24 protein-coding genes are annotated in these 22,656 nt (G+C 61.4%); 6 read left to right on the top strand and 18 right to left on the bottom strand.

Annotated features, from left to right (window positions below):
- Nucleotides 1–9: 9 nt before the first annotated feature.
- The gene (locus AB3G31_RS03435) at nt 10–708 is read right to left on the bottom strand and encodes a transposase (RefSeq protein WP_367848820.1); all 699 of its coding nucleotides are present in this window, start codon (nt 706–708) and stop codon (nt 10–12) included.
- 148 nt (nt 709–856) lie between these two features.
- Between AB3G31_RS03435 and AB3G31_RS03430 the strand changes: the two genes are divergently transcribed.
- Nucleotides 857–1,219 (top strand): YXWGXW repeat-containing protein, encoded by a 363-nt coding sequence (locus AB3G31_RS03430; protein ID WP_367848819.1) that lies wholly within the window; start codon nt 857–859, stop codon nt 1,217–1,219.
- A gap of 1 nt (nt 1,220) precedes the next feature.
- Here AB3G31_RS03430 and AB3G31_RS03425 read toward each other — a convergent pair whose 3' ends face one another.
- Nucleotides 1,221–1,616 carry a heme-binding protein gene (locus AB3G31_RS03425; RefSeq protein WP_367848818.1) on the bottom strand — a complete coding sequence of 132 codons (396 nt, stop codon included), beginning with the start codon at nt 1,614–1,616 and terminating at the stop codon, nt 1,221–1,223.
- Between the two features lie 9 nt (nt 1,617–1,625).
- Entirely contained in the window at nt 1,626–2,618 is a 993-nt protein-coding gene (locus AB3G31_RS03420; protein WP_367848817.1) for an aldo/keto reductase family oxidoreductase, read from the bottom strand.
- A gap of 76 nt (nt 2,619–2,694) precedes the next feature.
- Here AB3G31_RS03420 and AB3G31_RS03415 point away from each other — a divergent pair, with 76 nt between their 5' ends.
- Nucleotides 2,695–3,132 carry a helix-turn-helix domain-containing protein gene (locus AB3G31_RS03415; RefSeq protein ID WP_367848816.1) on the top strand — a complete coding sequence of 146 codons (438 nt, stop codon included), beginning with the start codon at nt 2,695–2,697 and terminating at the stop codon, nt 3,130–3,132.
- Between the two features lie 7 nt (nt 3,133–3,139).
- Here the strand turns inward: AB3G31_RS03415 and AB3G31_RS03410 are convergent, their stop codons facing one another.
- The 12 genes from AB3G31_RS03410 to AB3G31_RS03355 form a co-directional block, all read right to left on the bottom strand.
- A complete protein-coding gene (locus tag AB3G31_RS03410) occupies nt 3,140–4,012 on the bottom strand; it encodes an SAM-dependent methyltransferase (RefSeq protein WP_367848815.1) in 873 nt (290 codons plus the stop codon).
- Nucleotides 3,993–4,562, bottom strand: coding sequence for a DUF1415 domain-containing protein (locus AB3G31_RS03405; RefSeq protein WP_367848814.1), 570 nt, complete (start codon nt 4,560–4,562; stop codon nt 3,993–3,995). The genes AB3G31_RS03410 and AB3G31_RS03405 overlap by 20 nt, the downstream gene beginning before the upstream one ends.
- A gap of 2 nt (nt 4,563–4,564) precedes the next feature.
- On the bottom strand, nt 4,565–5,215 hold the full coding sequence (locus AB3G31_RS03400) for a hypothetical protein (protein ID WP_367848813.1): 651 nt from the start codon (nt 5,213–5,215) through the stop codon (nt 4,565–4,567).
- A 21-nt stretch (nt 5,216–5,236) separates the two neighbouring features.
- Entirely contained in the window at nt 5,237–6,358 is a 1,122-nt protein-coding gene (locus tag AB3G31_RS03395; protein WP_367848812.1) for a deoxyguanosinetriphosphate triphosphohydrolase, read from the bottom strand.
- Between the two features lie 81 nt (nt 6,359–6,439).
- The gene (gene aroB / locus AB3G31_RS03390; protein WP_367848811.1) at nt 6,440–7,558 is read right to left on the bottom strand and encodes a 3-dehydroquinate synthase; all 1,119 of its coding nucleotides are present in this window, start codon (nt 7,556–7,558) and stop codon (nt 6,440–6,442) included.
- Between the two features lie 49 nt (nt 7,559–7,607).
- The gene (locus tag AB3G31_RS03385) at nt 7,608–8,129 is read right to left on the bottom strand and encodes a shikimate kinase (RefSeq protein WP_367848810.1); all 522 of its coding nucleotides are present in this window, start codon (nt 8,127–8,129) and stop codon (nt 7,608–7,610) included.
- Complete coding sequence (locus AB3G31_RS03380; protein WP_367848809.1) at nt 8,126–10,006, bottom strand: beta strand repeat-containing protein; 1,881 nt, start codon at nt 10,004–10,006, stop codon at nt 8,126–8,128. Before AB3G31_RS03380 ends, AB3G31_RS03385 begins: the two co-directional genes overlap by 4 nt.
- 27 nt (nt 10,007–10,033) lie before the next feature.
- Nucleotides 10,034–12,145, bottom strand: coding sequence for a type IV pilus secretin PilQ (gene pilQ, locus AB3G31_RS03375; RefSeq protein ID WP_367848808.1), 2,112 nt, complete (start codon nt 12,143–12,145; stop codon nt 10,034–10,036).
- A 26-nt stretch (nt 12,146–12,171) separates the two neighbouring features.
- Nucleotides 12,172–12,717: a pilus assembly protein PilP gene (locus AB3G31_RS03370; RefSeq protein WP_367848807.1), complete on the bottom strand. Its 546-nt coding sequence runs from the start codon at nt 12,715–12,717 to the stop codon at nt 12,172–12,174.
- Nucleotides 12,714–13,385, bottom strand: a complete 672-nt coding sequence (locus tag AB3G31_RS03365) for a type 4a pilus biogenesis protein PilO (protein ID WP_367848806.1) — start codon at nt 13,383–13,385, stop codon at nt 12,714–12,716. The genes AB3G31_RS03370 and AB3G31_RS03365 overlap by 4 nt, the downstream gene beginning before the upstream one ends.
- A 10-nt stretch (nt 13,386–13,395) precedes the next feature.
- Nucleotides 13,396–14,010, bottom strand: coding sequence for a PilN domain-containing protein (locus AB3G31_RS03360; RefSeq protein WP_367848805.1), 615 nt, complete (start codon nt 14,008–14,010; stop codon nt 13,396–13,398).
- Complete coding sequence (locus AB3G31_RS03355) at nt 14,007–15,086, bottom strand: pilus assembly protein PilM (protein ID WP_367848804.1); 1,080 nt, start codon at nt 15,084–15,086, stop codon at nt 14,007–14,009. The genes AB3G31_RS03360 and AB3G31_RS03355 overlap by 4 nt, the downstream gene beginning before the upstream one ends.
- A gap of 223 nt (nt 15,087–15,309) precedes the next feature.
- Here AB3G31_RS03355 and AB3G31_RS03350 point away from each other — a divergent pair, with 223 nt between their 5' ends.
- Entirely contained in the window at nt 15,310–17,703 is a 2,394-nt protein-coding gene (locus AB3G31_RS03350) for a penicillin-binding protein 1A (RefSeq protein WP_367848803.1), read from the top strand.
- On the opposite strand, the gene cyaY is transcribed toward AB3G31_RS03350, so the two are convergent.
- Nucleotides 17,704–18,033 (bottom strand): iron donor protein CyaY, encoded by a 330-nt coding sequence (cyaY, locus tag AB3G31_RS03345; RefSeq protein ID WP_367848802.1) that lies wholly within the window; start codon nt 18,031–18,033, stop codon nt 17,704–17,706.
- Between the two features lie 62 nt (nt 18,034–18,095).
- On the opposite strand from cyaY, the gene AB3G31_RS03340 reads away from it, so the two are divergent.
- From AB3G31_RS03340 to AB3G31_RS03330, 3 genes are all read left to right on the top strand, one after another.
- The gene (locus AB3G31_RS03340) at nt 18,096–18,245 is read left to right on the top strand and encodes a lipoprotein (RefSeq protein ID WP_367848801.1); all 150 of its coding nucleotides are present in this window, start codon (nt 18,096–18,098) and stop codon (nt 18,243–18,245) included.
- Between the two features lie 134 nt (nt 18,246–18,379).
- On the top strand, nt 18,380–19,654 hold the full coding sequence (gene lysA, locus AB3G31_RS03335) for a diaminopimelate decarboxylase (RefSeq protein ID WP_367848800.1): 1,275 nt from the start codon (nt 18,380–18,382) through the stop codon (nt 19,652–19,654).
- Between the two features lie 55 nt (nt 19,655–19,709).
- Nucleotides 19,710–20,972, top strand: a complete 1,263-nt coding sequence (locus AB3G31_RS03330) for an alanine racemase (protein ID WP_367848799.1) — start codon at nt 19,710–19,712, stop codon at nt 20,970–20,972.
- Between the two features lie 3 nt (nt 20,973–20,975).
- Here the strand turns inward: AB3G31_RS03330 and AB3G31_RS03325 are convergent, their stop codons facing one another.
- Nucleotides 20,976–21,629 (bottom strand): sulfite oxidase heme-binding subunit YedZ, encoded by a 654-nt coding sequence (locus AB3G31_RS03325; protein ID WP_367848798.1) that lies wholly within the window; start codon nt 21,627–21,629, stop codon nt 20,976–20,978.
- Nucleotides 21,630–21,636: 7 nt separating this feature from the next.
- Nucleotides 21,637–22,626, bottom strand: coding sequence for a protein-methionine-sulfoxide reductase catalytic subunit MsrP (gene msrP, locus AB3G31_RS03320; RefSeq protein WP_367848797.1), 990 nt, complete (start codon nt 22,624–22,626; stop codon nt 21,637–21,639).
- Nucleotides 22,627–22,656 lie beyond the last annotated feature (30 nt).

The raw sequence follows: 22,656 nt of genomic DNA, 5'->3' as shown, positions 1-22,656 counted from the left end.
GGGCATTTTTTACTCTGTTTTTTTTGGTAAAGGTGGCCGCCCAGCCACCGCTTTGGCCACGCGGCGTTCGGTCTGCTTTTGTAAATCCGCCACAAAACCTGCATCGCCCAAAGCCCAGCCACGCAAGGCCGATTGGGTGAGTTGCTGCTGTTGCTCCGCCGTGATGCCTGCATGCACCAATTTGGCGTAGGCCACCTCGCGTGCAAACGGTGTGTTGCCCAGCGCCCACCACAGCGGGTGCGGCGTGACCAGTTTGTCGGCCCGCTGGCCAATATGGTGGCCGTAGCTGGACCAGCCGTAGTCACGCGGGTCGGCCACCAGCCCGGCCCGCACCGGGTTCAGGTCGATGTAAGCCATGCAGGCCAGCAGATAGCGGTCGGTTTGTACCAAGGTCGACTTGTAGCGCCCTTCCCACAGGGTGCCGGTGCGGCCCTGTGCATCGTTGAAATAGCGCACATAGCTGCGGCCCACCGCCTGCATCATCTGCGGCAGGGCCTCGGCCGTGGCGGGTGTGGCCAGCAGGTGGAAGTGGTTGGGCATCAGTACATAGGCGTGAACCTGCACGCCAAATTTCTTGGCGTTCTCGGTCAGCAGGCCCAGCAGCAGCGCGTAGTCGCCCGGGCTGGCAAAAATAGGCTGGCGGTTGTTGCCGCGCTGGATCACGTGGTGGGGGTAGCCGGGAACGGTGAGTCGGGGAAGCCGGGCCATGTGCGCAACCTGGGAGTGGATGCGCGATATTAATCGGGTTCTGACCCCTATTTTTCTTTACGCAGACTTACACCGGTGATGTCACCTGGCGGGGCGGCTGGCGGGTTGTAGGTGGGAGACCTTTAACTTTTCCACTTGGGAGGCATCCATGTCTATTCGCCCTACCACTGTCGCGCTGGCAGCCCTTTTAGGCACCGTTGCGCTGTCCGGCTGCGTGGTGGCACCGCCGCGCCAGCAGGTGGTGTACCGCGCGACACCACCTCCACAGGTGCAAACCGAGGTCATCTATGCCGACATGGCACCGCCACCACCGCAGCAAGAGGTGATTGGTGTGGCACCGCCGGGCTATTTCTGGCTGTCAGGGGCCTGGTTTTGGGAAGGCGGCCGCCATGTATGGCACCCAGGCCACTGGGAGGCACACCGCCCCGGCTACCAGTGGGCACCCCACCAGTGGGTGCCCAGCGGCCGCGGTTGGCAATTGCGCGGCGGTTTCTGGGCGCAAAGGCGCTAGTTCACGGCAATAGACGGCTGATAAGCGCCTGGGCAACCAGCACGTCCTCGTCTTCGCTCAAGGCGCTGACCCCCACCGCACCCACGACCTCGCCATTGACGCGCAAAGGCAGTCCGCCGCCAAAGCCGGTAAAGCGCGGGTCAGACCAGTAGCCCATGCTGCGCCCGGAACTGCGGCTCCAGGCGCCCAGGTCGGCGGTGGCCTGCCGGTCTCGCGCGGCGGTGTAGGCCTTATTCTGGGCCACCACGCCACTGTGCAGGCTGGCACCGTCCATGCGGACGAACGCCAGAAGTTCTCCATGGCTGTCGCTTATGGCGATGGACACGGGCTGTTGCTTACCGGCTTGTTCGGCAGTGGCCCATTGGAGGGCGCGCAAGGCGTTTTCTGAGGTCAACATGGTGTGCTTTCAGGGAAGTTCGCGGCCCCGGGCGGCCTCATAGAGTTGGTACCACTCGCCGCGGCTGAGGGCGACCTGCGCGGCCTGCGCGCAGGCACGGATGCGTTGCGGGTCGGTGGTGCCCACCACGGGCTGGATGCGCGCAGGGTGCTGCATCAGCCAGGCCAGCACAATCGCCTCGGCGGCCACGCCGTGGGTGTGGGCCAGTTGCTGCACGCAATCTGCCGCCCCGCGCACCGCGGGTGGCGCATCGGCCGGCGCGGCACCGCTGAACCAGCCGCGGGCCAACGCCCCCCAGGCCTGTAACTGCAGACCGTGCTGCTGCGCATATTCCAAGGTGCCGTCCCAAGCGAGCGACGATGCGCCCTGCCCGTCGTTGAAGCAAGTGGCAGACTCTAGCCAGTCGCGCTTGAGCAGACTCATCTCCAGCTGGTTCACCACCAGAGGCTCGTCCAGCGCCTGCTGCAACCAGGCCACCTGGGCGGCGTGCATGTTCGATACGCCCAGGAAGCGCGCCTTGCCCGCGGCCTTGATCTGTTGCCAGGCCTGGGCCACCTCGGCGGGCTGCATGAGCGGGTCGGGACGGTGCAGGATCAGCACGTCCAGGTAGTCGGTCTGCAGCCTGCGCAAAATCGCGTCCACGCTGTCCACGATGTGCTGCGCCGACAGGTCGTAGCGCTTGGGCCCTTGCGCATCGGCGAACCGGATGCCGCATTTGGACTGCAGTAACAGGCTTTGCCGCAGGGACGGGCGGCGCTGGAACAGGTGGCCAAAGCTTTCCTCGGCCTTGCCCAGCGTGTAGATGTTGGCATGGTCAAACAGGGTGATGCCCGCTGCCAATGCGGCCTCGGTGGCGGCCTGGGCCTTGTCTACATCAGATTCAGACAGCGGCTGCGCGTTCCAGCCGCCGCCCAGGCCCATGCAGCCGAGCACCAGCGGGCTGGCCTGCGGCAAAAAGCGCTGCAAAGGCACGGCGGGAATAGGGAGGGTGGCAGCAGGCATACTCGGGGATCTCTATAAAAATATGGAATTCGCATAATAGTACGAATTTCAGCACAATTGTACTTTTACTTTCCCCATGTCCGATACGCCTGAGACCCCCCTCTTCTCCGACCGCCTGCGTACCTTGATTGGCCGCGAGTCGGTATCGGCGTTCTCGCGGCGTGTGGGCATCAGCGAGGCCATGGTGCGCAAATACCTGGCGGGTAGCGAGCCCACACTGTCGCGGGCCAACCAGATTGCGCGCAGCGCCAATTGCTCGCTGGAGTGGCTGGCGACCGGCCAGGGCTACCAGTACCGCCAGGCCGAGGTGGTGGATATGGCCGCCGTGGAACTGGCCCTGGCCTTGGCGCTGGAACAGCTGGACACGGCCGAAGTGCAACTATCGAACGAGAAGGCGCTCAAGCTCTTGATCGCGGTATACCAGTACCTGCGTGCCACCAAGCGCGCTGACGGCAGCTTTGATGCGGTGGCCGCGCGCGACTTCTCACGTTATCTGATGGGGCTTTGCAGTTAGCAGACCATCACACCGATGCGTCGGGCAACTTGAACCGCGTCGCCAACAGGGCCGACAGGCCAAACTCGGCCAGCAGGGCCGTGAGGCGCTCGGCGGCAGCGCGCTTTTTCTGGCCGGTGTGCTTGGCGATGATGAGTTCGTTTTTCATGCTGTGCTCCCAGCCGACCAGCTCGGTCACGGTGACCTGGTAGCCCCAGGCTTCCAGGTACAGGCAGCGCAGCACGTTGGTGATCTGGCTGCCCATTTCGCGGGTGTGCAGCGGGTGCCGCCAGAGTTCGGACAGCGGGGTTTTGCTGCCATTCAGCGCCTTGTTCTGGCGCAGACAGGCTGCCACTTCAGCCTGGCAGCAGGGCACCAGCACCATGGCGCGGGCGTTCTTTTCCAGGCCAAAGGCAATCGCGTCGTCGGTGGCGGTGTCGCAGGCGTGCAGGGCCGTGACCACGTCAATGCGCGCGGGCAACAGGGCGGACTGGGTGGACTCGGCCACGCTCAGGTTGAGGAAGGACATGCGCTCAAAACCCAGGCGGGCGGCGAGTTCTTGCGACTTGGTGACCAGCTCGGCCCGGGTTTCGATGCCGTAGATGTGTCCCGCGCCCAGAGCCTTGAAATACAGGTCGTAGACGATGAAGCCCAGGTAGGACTTGCCCGCGCCGTGGTCGGCCAGGGTCAGACCGGTGCTGCTGGCGGGCAGCTCGCCCAGCAGCTTCTCGATGAACTGGAACAGGTGGTAGACCTGCTTGAGCTTGCGCCGCGAATCCTGGTTGAGTTTGCCGTCGCGGGTAAGGATGTGCAGCTCTTTGAGCAGCTCGACGGACTGGGCGGGATCGATTTCGGGCGGCAGCGTGGGCGTGGCTACCGGCTTATTTTTGGGGGTCTTCATCGGGCGATTTTCCCACGCCCAGGGCATCCCAGCCGCCCTGCCCTAGCGACGCCAGGGTTTGCATGTTGCGCTCAAAGATCATTTCGGCCTCGGGGAAGGCCGCCACGGCGCGGTCGATGCTGGCCTCGCGCAGCAGGTGCAGGCAGGGATACGGGGCGCGGTTGGTGTAGTTGGTGATGTCGTCGGCGTCCGTGCCGCCGAACTGGAAGTCGGGGTGGAAGCTGGCGATCTGCAGCGTGCCGTCGAGCTTCATTTTGCGCAGCACCCGGTCGGCAATGCCCAGAAAGTGGTTGAAATCCAGAAACTCGGTCAGCACTTTTGGCGCTATCAAAAGCGTAGTATCTCGTGCCGATGGTTCCTGGGCTAGCAGCTCTTTTAGCTCAAAAATGAGGTCCTGGCGCAAGCCTTCGGCATCGGTGGCGGCGCTCACGGCGTAGTGGATTTGGCCCTTGGTGTGAACGGCTTTGGCGAAGGGGCACAGGTTCAGGCCGATCACAGCGCGCTCCAGCCAGCGGCGCATGTCGTCGATCACCGTAGCGTCGGTGGCCATGCTTAGCGCAGAAAACGGCTAGGCTGGGCCACCAGCAGGCGGGCCAGTTCGTCCAGCACGGCGGGGCCGATGTCGGCCGCCGCCAGCTCGGTGGTGTGCACCTCAAAGCCGGTGGCGTTGCTGATGCGGAATGCGACGCGCGACTGGTCGTGGTCGGGGGTGATGCGCACGCTGCCCAGCAGTTCGGTGGTGTATTCGAAACGGATGGCCAGCAGCTTGTTGGTGTCGGGGTGGCGCTGCTCCCGCCGGTCGTGCTTCAAATGGCCCAGCGCCAGCCGGGCCTCGACGCGCTCCAGCTCGGGCGGAAAGTTGACACTGACGGCCGCCTTCACCGGCGGCCCGTCCTGGGGTTGCACCCGCCAGCCCATGCCGATGTAGTCGGTCACGTCGACGCCCCGCAGTCGCTTTTGCCGCACGTCGCAGCGAAAGTCGGCCATCTTCATCGCGGGCCAGGGGGTTTTGCCGTCCAGCGTGAAGGCGGGCGCGGGCGGGTTAATGACGTTGAGCTGCTGGGCCAGGTCGGCTAGGTAGGCGGCTACGGTCTGGCAGGCGGCTTCGGTCTGCGCCACGCGCGCTTCGGCCGACATCTGGGCGGCATTTTTCTGACTGCGCAGGGCGTGGGCTTGGGTCTTGAGTTGGTTGAGGAAGCTCACGGGAGGTCTCGTTGTTGTTGTCTATCCAAGTAATTTTTGCCCGGTCAGGCGCTCATGCTCGCGGGCAGCAAAGCGGTCGGTCATGCCGGCCAGGTAGTCGGCCACGGCGCGCGGGGCATTGGAGGCAGCCCGGGCGGCAAAGCCCGGGGCCATTTCCTGCGGTGCGGCCAGGTAGGCGTTGAAGAGCTCGTGCACCATGGTTTGCGCTTGCGTGGTCATGGCCATCACCTGCGGATGGCGGTACAGGTTCTTCATCAAAAAACGCTTCAGTTCCAGCGACTGCGCGCGCATGGCCGGGCTGAAGCACAGCAATGGCGCGCACTGGCGGGCGGCATCCACACTGGTCGGACGGGCAGCCTGCAGGGCGGCCTGGGTGGCGGCGATCACGTCGTAGACCTGGGCGCTGAGCATGCGGCGGATGGACTCGTACAGCACGCGGCGGCCCTGTAGATGCGGGTGCTCGGCCAGGGTTTGCTGGTGGAAATGGGCCACCAGCGGCACGTCTTGCAGCTGGTCGAGCGTGATCAGGCCGGAGCGCACGCCGTCGTCGATGTCGTGGGCGTTGTAGGCGATCTCGTCGGCCAGGTTGCAGAGCTGGGCTTCCAGGCTGGGCTGGGTGCGGTCCAGAAAGCGCTGGCCCACATCGCCCAGTGGCTCGGCATTGGCGCGGGAGCAGTGTTTGAGGATGCCCTCGCGGGTTTCAAACGTGAGGTTCAGGCCGTCAAACAGCGGGTAGCGCTCTTCCAGCGCATCCACCACGCGCAGGCTTTGCAGGTTGTGCTCGAAGCCGCCGTGCGCGGCCATGCAGGCGTTCAGCGCGTCTTGCCCGGCGTGGCCAAACGGGGTGTGGCCCAGGTCGTGGGCCAGGGCAATCGCCTCGACCAGGTCTTCGTTGAGGTCCAGCGCGCGGGCGATGGAGCGGCCCAGTTGCGCCACTTCCAGCGAATGGGTGAGCCGGGTGCGAAACAGGTCGCCCTCGTGGTTCAGGAACACCTGGGTTTTGTAGACCAGGCGGCGGAACGCAGTGGAGTGGACGATACGGTCGCGGTCGCGCTGGAACTCGGTGCGCGTGGGCGCAGCGGCTTCAAAGAAGCGGCGGCCCCGGGTGTGGGCCGGGTCGCAGGCGTAAGCGGCTAGTGGCATGGATTTATAAGAAATAGGCCTCTAGCGCTTATTCCAAGGGCGTAAGCAGCTACCACATCTATAGCAAACATGGCCATCGGTTTACGCACAGCAGGCATCGACTACGGAACGCACCAAGGCATCGGGCGCACCGCGCACGGTGGCGCTGCCGGGTGGGCCAATCAGCACGAACTTGATTTCGCCCGCTTCGGATTTTTTGTCCACCCGCATCAGCTGCAGGTAACGGCCTGCGTTGTCGCCGGCGTCCAGCACCGCGCCCACCGTGGGTAGGCCTGCGCGCTGGATGAGCTGGGTCAGGCGTTGCACCAGAGCCATGTCGATCAGGCCCAGCCGCTGCGACAAATGCGCGGCCATCACCATGCCGCTGCCCACGCCCTCGCCGTGCAGCCACGCACCATAGCCCATTCCCGCCTCGATGGCATGCCCGAAGGTGTGGCCAAAGTTCAAAATGGCACGCAACCCGGCTTCGCGCTCGTCCTGGCCCACCACATGGGCCTTGATCTCGCAGCTGCGCCGCACCGCATGGGCCAAGGCGGCCACATCGCCCGCACGCAGGGCATCCATGTGCGTATCCAGCCAGTCCAGCAAAGCCATGTCGGCAATGGGCCCGTACTTGATGACCTCGGCCAGCCCGGCGCTGAGCTCGCGCGGGGGCAGGGTGGCCAGGGTGTCCAGGTCGCAGACCACTTTGCAGGGCTGGTAGAACGCGCCCACCATGTTCTTGCCCAGTGGGTGGTTGATAGCGGTTTTGCCGCCCACGCTGGAGTCCACCTGCGCCAGCAGCGTGGTAGGCACCTGCACAAAGGGCACGCCGCGCATGTAGCTGGCGGCGGCAAAGCCAGTCATGTCGCCCACCACGCCGCCGCCCAGGGCGAACAGCACGGTTTTGCGGTCGCAGCCATGGCCCAGCAGCGCATCAAAAATCAGGTTCAGGGTTTCCCAGGTTTTGTACGCCTCGCCATCGGGCAGCACCACGGTGTGGATGGTGGCGTAATGGCCATGCAGCGCGGTCTGCAGCCGCTGGGCGTACAGGGGGCCGACGGTGGTGTTGGTGACAATCAGTGCCGTGGTTGCGCGCGGCAGGTCGGCCCAGGTGGCCGGGTTGTCCAGCAGGCCGGTGCCGATGGCGATCGGGTAGCTGCGGTCGCCCAGGGCGATGTGGACGGTTTGGGGGGCGATGGTCTGTGGTGATGCGGGCATAGCCACACAGTTTAAGGGGAAGCCCGCGCGCTGGTGCCCCCCCACGTACTCAAGTTGGAGGAGTGCCGCCCAGTTCCAGTTGCATGATGATCATGTTGACCAGGGTAGACACCGACGGCCGCCCGGTTTCGATCACAAAGTGCGCAGTTTCGCGGTACAGCGGGTCACGGATAGCGAACAGATCGCGCAGCCGGTTCAGGGGGTCGGCTACCTGCAGCAAGGGCCGGTTCACGTCGTGGCGTACCCGGCGAAAAACCTCTTCGGGGCTGGAGCGCAAATACACCACCTGGCCGCGGCTGTGCAGCGCCTCCCGGTTCGCGGGCCGCAGGACCGTGCCACCACCCGTGGCCAGCACACCTGGGCCATTCAGAGTCAACGCCTCGATCACCTCGGCCTCGACATCGCGAAAACGCGGCTCCCCCTCGCGCTCGAAAAACTCACGGATTGAGCAGCCAATGCGCTGCTCTATCACGTGGTCAGAGTCGATGAAAGGAACCTGCAACCGCCGGGCAAGCTGGCGGCCGACGGTGGATTTACCGGAGCCGGGGAGGCCGACGAGAGAGATGCTCAATCGGGATTTTTGCAATTCGTCGCAAGACCAAATGGACTGTTTACGCCAGCTGGAGGCAAAGTGGAGTTGGTGAAATCACTAGCAACACCAGCAGCAGAAAAGTAGTAAATCTTGCTGGATTCCGTACCAGACACAGATGCCCGCGCTTTGATTTCAAAGTAAAGCCAAGGTGCGTACTGCTCACCGTAGTTCAAATTGAATGTAGCCAATCCAGTGCTATCCGTGGTTATCGACGATGGGCTGACAAAGCCAGGCAACCCTGGTGTCAACACACCATCACCGTTCCCGGCCCCTGTCAAAACAATCGTTGATGCCCCTACATTTCGACCATCATCCTCGGTTCCCTGCATGATGCCATCTCGATTTGCATCTTCATTTACACATACTGTATCTGTATTACTGTGCCCCCAAGACCCGTTCGAAAAAACAAGTTCACCTTTGATGTAATAAAGTGGATAAACAGACAGAATAATTTCCTTACTCGCTACTGGAGCCCCATTTGCATCGGTCAAATATACCGAAAAAGGTTTACTGTAGGTATTGGGATCAAGATTCGCAATAGTATTACTTGTTGCAATAGTAATAAACAAGGCTTGCGTATTTACCGTTACGGTCGCCACATTGGACAAAGAGGTATTTACAATGGTCGCCATTATTTGCACACCATTCGCTGCCGTTGACGACGCGCCAGGAATAAATGTATCTGTTACAACTCCATTCGCATTAGTCACACCTGTTCCAGAGCCGATATAACCGCCACTCGTATCTGCCAGCAATGAGAAATTAACAGTTGCTCCCTGCACCACATTACTATTTGCATCCTTAACAGTAGCAGTCAATATGACACCGTTTGTCGATGAGCCTGCGGCGTTTGGCGCAATAGCACTGACATTAGTTTGCAAAACCACAGAGGCAGCCGATGCTACATCTGCAACAAAACTGACCGCTCGTCGGGTTTGAGCACTATTCGGTGCCTGTGCAGTCACATTTGCAGCGCCCGCTGTAGTAGAAGATACAGTTGCAGAAGCTATGCCGCTAGCATTGGTCAATGCTGGCGAACCAGTTACCAAACCACGCGTAGAGCTAAAAGAAATTGATTGCCCGGCCACAGCAGGCAACAATTGAACCGCTACAACCTGCGAGGCGCCAATTGGAATACTAGTGCCGTCGGCAGGCGTTATAAACGCAAAATTTGTACTACTGATAACCACTGGATAGGTGGCAGTAGCGCCGGCACCCGATACTGTAACCACATCGTTTCCAGACTTGGATGCAACATACGAAAAAGATGCGGCCCCTGCGGAATTAGTGGTCAAGGCAGCGGGTGTAATCGCATTACCCAAAGTAGAAGTCACCGTCAATGTAGAACCTGAAATTGCTTTACCAGCACTGTCTTTCAAAGTCACCGAAAATGTGGAAGTTGCGCCGAGCAACAAGGACGCACTGCCAGAAATGGTCACGCTGCTTCCTGAAACATCGATAACAATTGACTTGGATACTGTGCCAACTGTCGCCGTCACCGTAATACTCCGATTGGAATGATCCGATCCGGTAGTAAGCACTGCCGTACTATTGCCCTGGGAATTACTTGCAGCAGTAACGCTACCCAGCACACCCGAACTAGCCGCAAACGCCACGGCTTGGGAAGGCACTCCAACATTCGAGGCATTTTTAGCAACCGCAGTAATAGTGACACCCGTTGTGCTGTCAGCCGAATCCAGCGTTGTCGAAGATGCCAGCAACTCAATGGAGGTGACCGTAGTCGCCACCGGAGCTGTCGTAACAGGTGTCGTACTTCCCGGATTTCCCCCTCCCCCACAAGCCGCCACTACCAACGTCAGCAACATCACCAGCCATACCTTTAAATAACGCATCATTTTTCCCTGCTCCGTTGTCAGTATTTCTTAGCGCGAGCCTGCGCGTTCCACGATCATTTTTGGCGTGATAAAGACCAGCATTTCCTTCTTGGTGCTGGCTTGCGATTTCGACTTGAAGAGGTTGCCCAAATAAGGAATATCGCCCAGCACCGGCACCTTGGTAATGCTATCGGTCTCGTCCAATGTAAAGATACCGCCAATCACCACTGTACCGCCGTTTTCTACCAAAACTTGTGTCTTGATGTGTTTGGTATCGATGGCGATACCGGCCGAGGTTGTCTCGCCACGGCTGTCCTTGTTGATGTCCAGGTCGAGGATGATGTTGCCCTCGGGGGTGATCTGGGGGGTGACCTCCAGCTTCAGATTCGCTTTGCGGAAGGCCACCGATGTGGCACCGCTGGAAGTGGCTTGCTGGTAGGGGAACTCGGTACCTTGCTCGATCAGGGCCTTGGTCTGGTCGGCGGTAACGATGCGCGGGCTGGAAACGAGCTTGCCCTTGCCGTCATTTTCCAGGGCAGAGATTTCCAGGTTCAGGAAGCGGTTGGCGGCACTGCTGAAGATCGACAGGGCGAAGGCGGCTGCGTCGTATCCGCCCTGGCCTACCGCAGGCATGTTCACAAAGTTGCTGGTGGTATCGACCGCCGAACCACTGGAGCCGTTGCTGGCGACCACATTGTTGTAGCTGGTGCCCACGGTGAACCGCGTGTTGCCCGACAAGCCTACGCTGCCAGCGGCCACGCCTGCCGTGGTGGAGCTGCCAGCGGTGCTGCCGAGCTTGACACCCAGCGACTTGCCGAAGGTGTCCGAGGCTTCCACGATGCGGGCCTCGATCAGCACCTGGCGCACGGCGATGTCCAGCTTTTTGATGAGGTCCTGCACTGCGGCGATGCGGCTGGGGATGTCGTTGACAAAAATCTGGTTGGTGCGAGGCTCGGAAATCGCGGTACCGCGCACACTGAGGAAGCGGGGCATATTGCTATTGGTACCGGTGGCCGAGCCGCCTAGCTGGGTCACGATGTCACCGGCCTTGGCGTAATTGAGCTGGAACGACTGGGTTACCAAGGGCTCCAGGGCCTGCATGGACGCGGCAGATTCCAGGTCTTTCTTGGTGCGGGCGTCGATTTCATCCTTGGGGGCAATCCACAGTACCGAGCCCGACTTGCGCATGCCCAGGCCTTTGGAGTCCATGATGATTTGCAAGGCCTGGTCCCAAGGCACGTCTTTCAGTCGCAGGGTGACGGAGCCGGTGACGGAATCCGACGTGACCACGTTGAAATTGGTGAAATCGGCAATGACCTGCAGCAGCGCGCGAACTTCGATGTTCTGGAAGTTCAGCGACAGTTTTTCACCGGCGTAGCCCGTGCCCTGGACCAGCTTGGTCGGGTCGGTCTTTTGTTGCCGGATTTCGACCACAAACTGGCCATCGCTTTGGTAGGCGCTGTGGTCCCAAGCGCCTTTGGGCTCGATGAGCATGCGCACGCGGTCGCCCACCTGGGTGGTGGTGATGTTTTGCACGGGGGTGCCGAAATCGGCCACGTCGAGGCGGCGGCGCAGGCCTTCGGGCAGGCTGGAGTTCAGGAATTCGACCACCAGGTTTTGCCCTTGCTGGCGCACATCGACACCCACCTGGGTGTTGCGCAAGGCCACGATGATGCGCCCTGCGTTGTCGTCGCCGCGGCGGAAGTCAATGTCTCGCAGAGGTGCCTTGTCACGGCTACCCGTGTCGGCAAAAGTAGGGGTTGCACTGGCCATGGGCGCGGGAGCGGCCACGGCATCCAGCACCACCAGAATCGACTTGCCTTTGAGTTCGGCCTTGTACGAGGTGGCCTGTTTCAGGTTGAGCACAATGCGCGAGCGGTCCCCGACCTGCACCACATTGACGGAACGCAGATTGCCCTGGTTCACATCGATCGACGAGCGTCCAATGCCGTTGGAAACACCCGGAAAATCCAGCGCAATGCGGGCGGGAGACTGGATGGACACCCCCGACGGCAGGGCCACCAAAGGCTCACTGAGGTCGATGCGGATAACCTCGGTGCCCCCCTGGATGGAGCCGGTCACGGACTCAATGGTGGCTTGCGCGTGCGCGGCCACCGAGGTAAGCGCAAATACCAGCGCTGCTGCCAATCGGTCTAGCATGTGCCACCCCATTCGATTCTGCTTATTCATTTCGCTCCCTCTTGTAGCACCAAACTAGCGGGCCGCTCGATCCAGTCTCCGGTCGAGTCCTGCACAATTTCCCGTAACGTAAGTTCTGATTCGTCAATCTTCATGACCCGGCCGTAATTCAGGCCCAGATAGTTGCCCACACGCACCTGGTAGAGCAAGTTGTCGATTTTGAGCAAAGCCACGGGCTGACCGGCTTTTCTCAAGCTGCCCACCATCACCATGGAGTCCACTGGGTAGGCTTCCAGCGCCTCTTTGCGACGCGCCAATTCAGGCGCAATCAAGGCGGTGTTGGCAACACTTTGGGTGGCATCACGCTTGAGTGCCTGCGTCAGCTTTTGCAGACTGAACGGGTCCACCGAGCCTTCCTGGGTATAGGCTTGCGGAATAAATTTCTTGGGCTCCACCAGGGGGATGACACGGGGGTGCACTTGGTTGCGCTGGTCACTCATCCACTGGCGTAATTCGTCTTCTCCAGAGATGCTGCACCCCGCCAGCAGGGCTGCAGCCAGACTACCCAAAACCACACATGGAACCCATCTCATTTTTTGGCTCCCGGCTTCTGCGCAGCAATCTCTTCGGTATCGAGGTAGCGGAAGGTTCTGGCGGTGACTTCCATGGACAGCATGCCGTCCTGGCTGGCGTTCAATGGGCTGATAGACAAATTATTGAGCGTCACGATACGGGACAAATTGGCCACATCGGAGGCAAAAGCCCCCATGTCGTGGTACTTGCCGGTGACCCTGACGGAAATGGGCAGCTCGGCGTAATAGTCTTTAACCACCACCTGGCCCGGGCGGAACAATTCAAACTGCAGACTGCGGCCCAAACCGGCCTGGTTGACATCCGACAGCAAGGCAGCCATCTCGGCTTTGCTGGGCAGCTGCTTTTCCAGTTGGGTCACGTACTGCTGGACTTGTTCGCGCTGCTTTTTAAGCGCCTCCAGATTGACGGCCTTGCCCAACCGGGCCGTGTAGGTCTCGCGAAGTTGGGTTTCCTTGGTTTGCTCGACGACCAATTCTTCTTCGTAGCTGCTGAGCCAGGTGTACCAAAGACCGGCGACCACCGCCAAAACCACCACAAAGAACAACAGGTAGCGCGGCACTGTGGGCCACACCGAGGGATCGTTGGGATTCAGGTCGCGGAACTGCTTTTGCAGCGACTCCTGCATGGCCTTGAAGTCGACATTCAATGAGGTTTTTTTTGTAGCCATGACACTTTTGCTAGGGGCTGACGACCGCAGCAGATGCCGCCGATTCAATGGTTTTTTGCACTTCACTGGAACGCATCAGACGCACCCGCAAATTGAATTTGGCCACTCGCCGCTGGTCTCGCGCAGTCAAGCTCACGTTGCTGGCCACAATCTCCACCAAATCAGGTTTGGACAGCCAAGGCGTGTTATTGGCCAAATTGCGCAACAGCTCGGATACACGCTCGTTCGACTGGGCCACGCCCTGGATGGTGACGCTTTGATTTTCCTGCTTTAGGCTGGTGATGTAAGTTCCATCTGGCAGCTGTTTCACCAGTTCATTGAGCAAATGAACCGGCAGATTGCGGTCGGCTTGCAGGTCTTCTACGGCTTTTTGGCGTTCAGTCAGGGCCTTGATTTCCGCTTCGATATTGGCTATTTCCTTGATTTGACCGTCCAGAACCGAAACTGCCTGGGTCAGAATTCCGTTGCGCTCCTGCTGGCCCGAGATCTGGGCCTCGAACCACAGAAACCCGGCCCCGATGAGCAAGGCCCCCAGCAAAACGGAAATCGCCAGCATCACCTGGAAGGTTTCACGCCTGCGTGCCCGCGCCGCCTCCCGGTGCGGCAATAGATTGATCAGGATCACTGCAGAAACCTCCGCATGGCCAACCCACACGAGGTGAGGTACGAAGGCGCTTCACGCAGCACCTTTTTCAGGCGGACATCGTTACCCATTTCCATGCCTTCAAAAGGGTTGACCAAGCTACAGGCAAACGATGCATGCTGGGTCACTGCTTCCGTCAAACCAGGTAAGGCAGCCGAGCCCCCGGCCAGCAGCACATGGTCCACTTTGTTATGTGGCGTGCTGGTGAAGAAGAACTGCAAGGCGCGGCCAATTTCCTGGGCCAAACTTTCGACAAACGGCTGCAGCACCACAGTGCCATAGTCTTCAGGCAGATCGCCACTGCGTTTTTTGCTCTCGGCTTCTTCTTGCGAAAAGCCGTATTGCCGCACGATCAGCTGGGTCAGTTGGGCACCGCCAAAGGCCTGGTCGCGCTCATAAAGTACTTCGTCGTTGCAGATCACCTGCATGCTGGTGGCCAGCGCCCCCACTTCAAACAGCGCCACCAAGGCATCCGCGCCCCGGTTGGCCATGCGCTCAATCAGGCGCGAGGTGGCCAACCGCGCCGAATAGGATTCGATGTCCAGAATCACGGGGTTCAGACCGGCGGCTTCGGCCAGGCCCTGGCGGTCTTGCACTTTTTCCTTGCGGGAAGCAGCGATCAGCACATCAACATCGCCGGCCGAGCTGGCGCTGGGGCCCACCACACAAAAATCGAGGCTCACTTCGTCGAGCGAAAAAGGGATGTATTGGTTGGCTTCCGACTCGACCTGGACTTCCAGTTCCATGTCCGACAGTCCACCCGGCAAAACAATGCGCTTGGTAATCACCGCAGACGGAGGCAGGGCCATGGCCACATTTTTGGTACGGGTACCGCTTTTCTTGACCAGCCGGCGCATGGCCTCAGCGACTTCGTCGAATTTTTCGATATTGCCGTCGGTGATCCAGCCACGTTCCAAAGGCTCAATTGCACAACGCTTAAGCACCAGGTTTCCGACCGCATCATGGTCCAGTTCGACCAGCTTGAGACTGGACGAACTGATGTCAAGACCCAGCAAAGGCTGGGGTTTGCGACTGAACAACGATCCCAATGAGATCAAATCTTTCTCCCGGTACTGAGCAGAATGCTACAAAAATTAACATTTGAAGGGGATGCTATCAGCAAGACTAACCCCCAGCAAAGCATATTTCCAAACGTAAATCTACAGAGCGTTGCCAAAAGTACACGCGCCCGCTTGACGAAGAGCCCTGAGCGTAAGGGCAAAATGGGGGCGATTTGCGGATACCGCCCTCCCTTTTTTCTTTTTCTGTTCGCTGTGACCTATGCCTTCAAAACCTCCGTCCAATACCTCCCCAGCGGCTCCAGGCTCGCGGATTCTGGCCTGGTCACTGCGTCTGCTGGGATGGGGACTGGGCTTGGCGCTGGCAGGCGTGGTGGCGCTGGCCATGGTGATCGGTGTTGCACTGGCAGTGGCATACCCCAATTTGCCCGATATTTCCGAGCTCTCGGACTACCGGCCGAAGCTGCCGCTGCGGGTGTTCTCGGCCGAAGGCATGTTGCTGGCCGAGTTTGGTGAAGAACGCCGCAGCCTGACCCCCATCAAAGACATTCCCCAGGTCATGAAGGATGCCGTGCTGGCCATTGAAGACGCGCGCTTCTACCAGCATGGCGGTGTGGACTACAAGGGCATGGTGCGGGCCGCCGTAGCCAATATGGGCCGCATGAAAAGCCAGGGTGCGTCCACCATCACCATGCAAGTGGCGCGCAATGTGTATTTGTCGGCCGAAAAGAGCTACACCCGCAAGATCTACGAGATATTGCTGACCTTCAAGCTCGAACACGCGCTGACCAAGGACCAGATTCTGGAAATCTATATGAACCAGATTTTCCTGGGCAACCACGCCTACGGCTTTGCCTCGGCGGCAGAAGCCTACTTCGGCAAACCACTGAAGAACCTCAGCATCGCCGAAGCCGCCATGCTCGCAGGCCTGCCCAAAGCCCCCTCGGCCTACAACCCGATCGCCAACCCCACCCGGGCCAAGATCCGGCAGCAGCACATCATCACCCGCATGGAAGAAAACGGCTTCATCACCGAAGACCAGGCCAACGCCGCCCGCAAGGAAGAACTGCACGTGCGCTCCGGCAATGGCAGCGACCGCATCCATGCCGAATACGTCACCGAAACCGTGCGCCAACTGATGTTTGCCCAGTACGGCGAAGAAACCTACACCCGCGGCCTGAACGTCTACACCACGCTTAAGGCCAGCGACCAGGATGCCGCCTACAAGGCCCTGCGCCGCGGGCTGATGGACTTTGAGCGCCGCCAGATCTACCGCGGCCCGGAAAAGTTCGTCACTCTGCCCACCGACCCGGCGGATCTGGACGACGCGATCGACGAAGCCCTGGTAGACCACCCCGACAATGGCGACGTGATGTCGGCCATGGTGCTGGACGCCAACCCCAAAAAGATCAGCGCCGTGCGCCAGAACGGCGACACCGTGGACATCACCGGCGATGGCCTGAAGCCCGCGCAGTCGGGCCTGGCCGACAAGGCCCCGCCCAATATCAAGATCCGGCGCGGCGCCATCATCCGGGTGATGAAGACCACCAAAGGCACCTGGGAAATCACCCAACTGCCCGAGGTGGAAGGTGCGTTTGTGGCGCTCGACCCGCGCGACGGCTCCATCAAGGCCCTGGTGGGCGGCTTCGACTTCCAGAAGAACAAGTTCAACCACGTCACCCAGGCCTGGCGGCAGCCGGGCTCCAGCTTCAAACCCTTTATTTATTCAGCCGCGCTGGAAAATGGCTTTACCCCCGCCACCGTCGTCAACGACGCCCCGCTGTTCTTCGATGCCGGCGTGACCGGTGGCCAGCCTTGGGAACCGAAAAACTACGACGGTAAATTTGAAGGCCTGATGACGCTGCGCACCGCGCTGGCCAAATCCAAGAATATGGTGTCCATCCGCTTGCTGCAGGCCATCGGCCCCAAGAAAGAGCAGGAATGGATCACCCACTTCGGCTTTGACCCGGAAAAACACCCCGCCTACCTGACCATGGCGCTTGGTGCCGGATCGGTCACCCCCATGCAAATGGCTTCGGCCTATGCGGTGTTTGCCAACGGCGGCTACCGCGTCAACCCCTGGCTGGTGGCCAAGGTCACCGACCAACGGGGCAAAGTGCTGGTGGAGACCAAAGCCCCCGTGCTCGACGAATCGGTGCGCACCATCAGCCCGCGCAACGCCTTCATGATGACCAACCTGCTGGGTGAAGTGACCCTGCGCGGCACGGCGGCGGCCGCCCAGCGCATCCTCAAACGCCCCGACGTGTATGGCAAAACCGGTACTACCAACGACTCCATCGATGCCTGGTTTGCGGGCTACCAACCCACGCTGACCGCCATCACCTGGATCGGCTATGACACGCCGCGCAACCTGGGCGCACGCGAAACCGGCGGTGGCCTGGCCCTGCCGGTGTGGATCAACTTCATGGAAACCGCCCTGAACGGCGTGCCGGTGGTGGTGCCCGTGCCGCCCGAAGGCGTCACCAACGCCGGGGGCGACTGGTTCTACTCCGAGTACGGCCGCAGCACCGGCGTGACCAGCCTGGGGGTAGACGATGCGCAGGCCGCCCCGGGCAATGGCGGCAACGGCGTCGCCACACCCGCGCCCCCCGCCAATGAGGAACGCAACCGCATCATCGATCTATTTAAAAACTAGTCAGGCCTTGAATTCCAGCGGCAACCCCGACTGGGCGCTGGCATCGCGAGTCAAACTGGCAAAAAACTCGCCCTGGCCCTTGGTGTCCATCCACTGAGCGCCATCAAACCGGTAGTGGTAGCCGCCCGACTTGGCAGCCAGCCAGACCTCTTGCAGCGGTTTTTGCAGGTTGATGATGATCTGGCTGCGGTTCGGGAAGGTCAGGGTGACCATGCCACCGGTGCGCTGGTTGTCGATATCGGCATCGGTGCGGTCGTTGATACGGTCGCAGCAAGCCTCCACGGCTTTGAGCAAAATTTCTGCGCGGTCCATGAATTCGGGGTCGGTCATACAATTTCGCCATGTTGAAGTTAAGCCAAATTCTAGTCAGCCGCCCCGCCCTTGCCGCCACCATGGTCGCAAGCCTTGCCTTTTTGGGGGGCTGCGGGCAAAAAGGCGTGCTCTACCACCCCACCGAACCGGCTGCGGCGCGGCGCGCCACGCTGCCCGAAACCCTCACGCCGGAAGTCCTGAAACCCGCCAGCCCGGCCTCGGCACCTTGATTATTTAAATTGCAGGCGTTGGCAGGCCCATCCCTGCAAAACCCCGGCCATCCGCAGCAAGCACCGTGCATTTGCTATGGATGGGCGCGGCCCACCGCACTACCATTGCGCAAACTTTTTTTGCCCCCACACCCATGACATCCCCTCTGCCCGGCCACCCCCACATCGCCTACCACAACAATGCCTTGTGCATCGAAGGCCAGCCGCTGGCCGCGCTGGCCCAGACCCACGGCACGCCTCTGTTCGTCTACTCCAAAGCCTCCATGCTGGAAGCCCTGGCGGCCTACCAGCGGGGATTCGCGGGCCGCAAGGCGCAGATCTGCTATGCCATGAAGGCCAACTCGTCGCTGGGCGTGCTGCAGGTGTTTGCCCAGGCTGGCTGCGGCTTTGACATCGTCTCCAGCGGCGAACTGGCGCGGGTGCTGGCGGCTGGTGCGGTGGCCTCCAAGGTGATCTTCTCCGGCGTGGGCAAGACCCGGGCCGAAATGCGCCATGCGCTGGGCGTAGCCATCGGCTGCTTCAACGTGGAGAGCACCGCCGAACTGGAGGTATTGAACGAAGTCGCCCTGTCCATGGGCCTGCGCGCGCCCGTCAGCATCCGCGTGAACCCCAACGTCGACCCCAAGACCCACCCCTACATCTCCACCGGGCTCAAGGGCAACAAGTTTGGCATTGCCCACGAAGAAACACTGGCCACCTACCAGCGCGCCGCCAGCCTGCCGGGCCTGCGCGTGGTCGGCATCGACTGCCACATCGGCTCGCAGATCACCGAGGAAACCCCGTACCTGGACGCGATGGACCGTGTGCTGGACCTGGTGGACGCGATTGAAGCCGCCGGCATCACCCTGCACCACATCGACTTTGGCGGCGGCCTGGGTATCAACTACCAGGACGACACACCGCCCGCAGCCGACGCGCTGTGGCACAAGCTGCTGGCCAAGCTGGACGCGCGCGGCTACGGCCAGCGCCAGCTGATGGTCGAGCCCGGCCGTTCGCTGGTGGGCAATGCAGGCGTGTGCGTCACCGAGGTGCTCTACCTCAAGCCCGGTGAACAAAAGAACTTCGCCATCATCGACGCGGCCATGAACGACCTGCCCCGCCCCGCGATGTACCAGGCCTTCCACCACATCGCTCCGCTGGCCCCGCGTGCGGATGCCACCACGCTGGTCGATGTGGTCGGCCCGGTGTGCGAAAGCGGCGACTGGATTGGCCGTGACCGCGACCTGGCGGTGCAGCCCGGCGACCTGCTGGCGGTCCTGTCGGCAGGCGCTTACTGCATGAGCATGGCCAGCAACTACAACAGCCGTGGCCGCGCTGCCGAAGTGCTGGTGGATGGCGACAAGGCCCACCTCATCCGCACCCGCGAATCGATTGCCGACCAGATCCGGTTTGAAAAGCTGGTCGCCTAGACTATTGTTTTGATAGCATAAAACAGCCATCCCATCAGCACAAGACCGGTATTTCATGCCTCTCACCCTTGACACGCACTTGAAGAGCTTCCCGGCCACCGCGCCGGTGGATGCCCGCGACCTGGCGGGTCGGGGCTGGAACCTGCTGGCCAACGACCTGGCGTTTCCGCTGGCTGTACTGAACCGGTCCGCACTGGCGCACAACATTGCCTGGATGCAGGCCTATGCCGAGCGCAAGGGCGTGGTGCTGGCCCCGCACGGCAAAACCACCATGTCGCCCGAGCTGTTTGCCCAGCAACTGGCCGCCGGGGCCTGGGGCCTGAGCTTTGCCACGGTGTACCAGGCCCGGGTGGGCGTGGCCGCCGGGGCGCGCCGCATCGTCATTTGCAACCAGGTGGTGTGCGATGCCGACTTTGATGCGCTGGCGGCGCTGCTGGCCGCGGAGCCCGGCCTCAAGGTCTGGTTTCTGGTGGATTCGCTGGCGCAACTGGGGCTGATTGAAGACTGGGCGCAGAAACGCCAAGCCGCGGAACCCTTCGATGTGCTGCTGGAAATGGGCATTCCCGGCCAGCGTACCGGCTGCCGCACTGCCGAGCAGGCCCTGGCGCTGGCCCGGGCGTTGGCCGCCTCCCCGGCGGTGCGCCTGGGCGGCATCGAGTGCTACGAGGGCGGCGTGGCCCGCTGCGACAGCGCCCACGATGCCCGCGAGGTCACCAACCTGCTGCGCCGCGTCACCGAGGTGGTGCGGGCGGTGGATGCCGAAGCCCTGTGGCAAGGCGAGGAGCTGCTGGTGTCCGCCGGGGGCTCGGCGGTGTTTGACCTGGTGCTGCCGCTGCTGCGCACCCAGGGCTTGTCGCGCCCGTTCACCGGCGTGCTGCGCTCGGGCTGCTACATCACCCACGACCACGGCAACTACGCCCGGTACTTGAAAATGTTGGAGCAGCGCGAAGGGCTGGACAGCTCCCTGCGCGCCGCCCTGTCGGTGTGGACGCTGGTGCAGTCGGTACCCGAGCCCGGCCTGGCCCTGCTCACCTGTGGCCGCCGCGATATTTCTTATGACCTGGAAATGCCGCTACCGCTTATGTATGGGGCACGAGCAGCTACCAAAAATATAGCAACGCCGCCCGACTGGCACGTCAGCGCACTGAACGACCAGCACGCCTACCTGCGCTTTGATCCCGCCGGGGTGGTGCCCCAGGTAGGCGACCGGGTGGTGCTGGGCATTTCCCACCCCTGCACCACGTTTGACAAATGGCGCTGGATGGCGGTGGTGGAAGACGACGGCCGCGTCACCGGCGCCATCCACACCGAATTCTGATTTTTATAGCACCACACGCTTATCTGGCAAGCGCTGGAGCCCTTTTTTCTTAAGATACTGGGCGACACGCCAACCCAGCAGCACGGCGATGATGGCGGCGTACACCGCCACTTCGGCAAAGTTGTTCTTGCCTGCCCGCATCCAGAAAAAGTGCAACAGCCCCAGCCCGGCAATGCCGTAGACCAGCTTGTGCAGGGTTTGCCAGCGCTTGGCGCCCAGGGCCTTGATGGCGCGGTTGAACGAGGTAGCAGCCAGCGGCGTGAGCAGCACAAAGGCCAGGAAACCCACCAGGATGAAAGGCCGCTTGGCGATGTCCTTGGCAATGTCCGGCACGTCGAAGCCCATGTCGAACCAGCTGTAGCTCAGCAGGTGCAGCACCACGTAGAAGTACACGTACAGCCCCAGCATGCGCCGAAACCGCGCCAGTGCGGGCGTGTTGGTGAGGGTGCGCAGGGGCGTGACGGCCAGCACAATGCAGATGAAGCGCAGTGTCCAGTCGCCAGTGGCGCGGATCAGGTGCTCGGCAGGGTTGGCCCCCAGTGTGTTGGCATTCCCCAACTGGGCCTGGAAAGTGTTCCATGCCAGCCACAGAAAAGGCAGCAGGCACAGCACGAACACACCCGGCTTGGCAGCGGGGTGGAGAAGCAGCTTTTTCATGGCCGTCTCAGAAGTTCTTGGTCAGGTCCAGCCCGGCGTAGAGCTGGCCCACCTGGGCCTCGTAGCCGTTGAACATCAGGGTTTTGCGCTTCTTGGCAAACAGGCCGTCTTCGCCGATGCGGCGCTCGGTGGCCTGGCTCCAGCGTGGGTGGTCCACATTGGGGTTGACGTTGGAATAAAAGCCGTACTCGTTGGCGGCGGCCTTGTTCCAGGCGGTGGCGGGCTGCTTGTCGGTGAAACGGATCTTGACAATGCTCTTGCCGCTCTTGAAGCCGTACTTCCAGGGCAGCACCATGCGCACGGGCGCGCCGTTCTGGTTGGGCAGCACCTCGCCATACATGCCAAAGGTTAGCAGCGCCAGCGGATGCATGGCTTCGTCCATGCGCAGGCCTTCCACGTAGGGCCATGACAGCACGCGGGAGCCCACAAACGGCATGGTCTTGGGGTCGGCCAGGGTGACGAATTCGACAAACTTGGCGCCACTGGTGGGCTCCACCGCCTTGATCAGGGCGCTGAGCGAGTAGCCCACCCACGGAATCACCATGGACCAGCCCTCCACACAGCGCAGGCGGTAGATGCGCTCTTCCATGGGGGCGAGCTTGAGCAGATCTTCCAGCGTGTATTTGGCCGGCTTTTTAACCAGGCCTTCGATTTCCACCGTCCAGGGCGTGGTTTTCAGGGTGTGGGCGTTTTGCGCCGGATCGGCCTTGTCGGTGCCGAACTCGTAGAAATTGTTGTAGGTGGATGCGTCTTTGTAGGACGTGATTTTCTCCATCACCGCAGCCCCGGCCACTGCCGACTTGGCACCTACCAATGGGGCCAGCTTGCCAGAACCTTGCGCCAGGGCTTCACGGCCCGCCCAGGTGGCCAGCGCCGCCCCGGCGACGCCGCTGGCCATCAGCTTGACCATGTCACGCCGCCCGGCGTAGACGCGCTGCGGCGTGATCTCGCTGGACGAGGGGTGGAGAAAACCGTCGGAGTGGGTCTTGATCAGCATGGTGAAATCCTTAACGTAGCGCGGGATGGC

It is taken from the genome of Rhodoferax sp. WC2427 (assembly GCF_040822085.1).
In the GTDB taxonomy this organism is placed as follows: Bacteria; Pseudomonadota; Gammaproteobacteria; order Burkholderiales; family Burkholderiaceae_C; genus Rhodoferax_B.
This window is presented reverse-complemented; position numbering and strand designations above follow the sequence as displayed.

What these genes read in the sequence shown, in the direction of transcription:
- AB3G31_RS03435 (WP_367848820.1), bottom strand. Translation starts at nt 708, where the DNA reads ATGGCCCGGCTTCCCCGACTCACCGTTCCCGGCTACCCCCACCACGTG.
- AB3G31_RS03430 (WP_367848819.1), top strand. Translation starts at nt 857, where the DNA reads ATGTCTATTCGCCCTACCACTGTCGCGCTGGCAGCCCTTTTAGGCACC.
- AB3G31_RS03425 (WP_367848818.1), bottom strand. Translation starts at nt 1,616, where the DNA reads ATGTTGACCTCAGAAAACGCCTTGCGCGCCCTCCAATGGGCCACTGCC.
- AB3G31_RS03420 (WP_367848817.1), bottom strand. Translation starts at nt 2,618, where the DNA reads ATGCCTGCTGCCACCCTCCCTATTCCCGCCGTGCCTTTGCAGCGCTTT.
- AB3G31_RS03415 (WP_367848816.1), top strand. Translation starts at nt 2,695, where the DNA reads ATGTCCGATACGCCTGAGACCCCCCTCTTCTCCGACCGCCTGCGTACC.
- AB3G31_RS03410 (WP_367848815.1), bottom strand. Translation starts at nt 4,012, where the DNA reads ATGAAGACCCCCAAAAATAAGCCGGTAGCCACGCCCACGCTGCCGCCC.
- AB3G31_RS03405 (WP_367848814.1), bottom strand. Translation starts at nt 4,562, where the DNA reads ATGGCCACCGACGCTACGGTGATCGACGACATGCGCCGCTGGCTGGAG.
- AB3G31_RS03395 (WP_367848812.1), bottom strand. Translation starts at nt 6,358, where the DNA reads ATGCCACTAGCCGCTTACGCCTGCGACCCGGCCCACACCCGGGGCCGC.
- aroB (WP_367848811.1), bottom strand. Translation starts at nt 7,558, where the DNA reads ATGCCCGCATCACCACAGACCATCGCCCCCCAAACCGTCCACATCGCC.
- AB3G31_RS03380 (WP_367848809.1), bottom strand. Translation starts at nt 10,006, where the DNA reads ATGATGCGTTATTTAAAGGTATGGCTGGTGATGTTGCTGACGTTGGTA.
- pilQ (WP_367848808.1), bottom strand. Translation starts at nt 12,145, where the DNA reads ATGCTAGACCGATTGGCAGCAGCGCTGGTATTTGCGCTTACCTCGGTG.
- AB3G31_RS03370 (WP_367848807.1), bottom strand. Translation starts at nt 12,717, where the DNA reads ATGAGATGGGTTCCATGTGTGGTTTTGGGTAGTCTGGCTGCAGCCCTG.
- AB3G31_RS03365 (WP_367848806.1), bottom strand. Translation starts at nt 13,385, where the DNA reads ATGGCTACAAAAAAAACCTCATTGAATGTCGACTTCAAGGCCATGCAG.
- AB3G31_RS03350 (WP_367848803.1), top strand. Translation starts at nt 15,310, where the DNA reads ATGCCTTCAAAACCTCCGTCCAATACCTCCCCAGCGGCTCCAGGCTCG.
- cyaY (WP_367848802.1), bottom strand. Translation starts at nt 18,033, where the DNA reads ATGACCGACCCCGAATTCATGGACCGCGCAGAAATTTTGCTCAAAGCC.
- AB3G31_RS03340 (WP_367848801.1), top strand. Translation starts at nt 18,096, where the DNA reads ATGGTCGCAAGCCTTGCCTTTTTGGGGGGCTGCGGGCAAAAAGGCGTG.
- lysA (WP_367848800.1), top strand. Translation starts at nt 18,380, where the DNA reads ATGACATCCCCTCTGCCCGGCCACCCCCACATCGCCTACCACAACAAT.
- AB3G31_RS03330 (WP_367848799.1), top strand. Translation starts at nt 19,710, where the DNA reads ATGCCTCTCACCCTTGACACGCACTTGAAGAGCTTCCCGGCCACCGCG.
- AB3G31_RS03325 (WP_367848798.1), bottom strand. Translation starts at nt 21,629, where the DNA reads ATGAAAAAGCTGCTTCTCCACCCCGCTGCCAAGCCGGGTGTGTTCGTG.
- msrP (WP_367848797.1), bottom strand. Translation starts at nt 22,626, where the DNA reads ATGCTGATCAAGACCCACTCCGACGGTTTTCTCCACCCCTCGTCCAGC.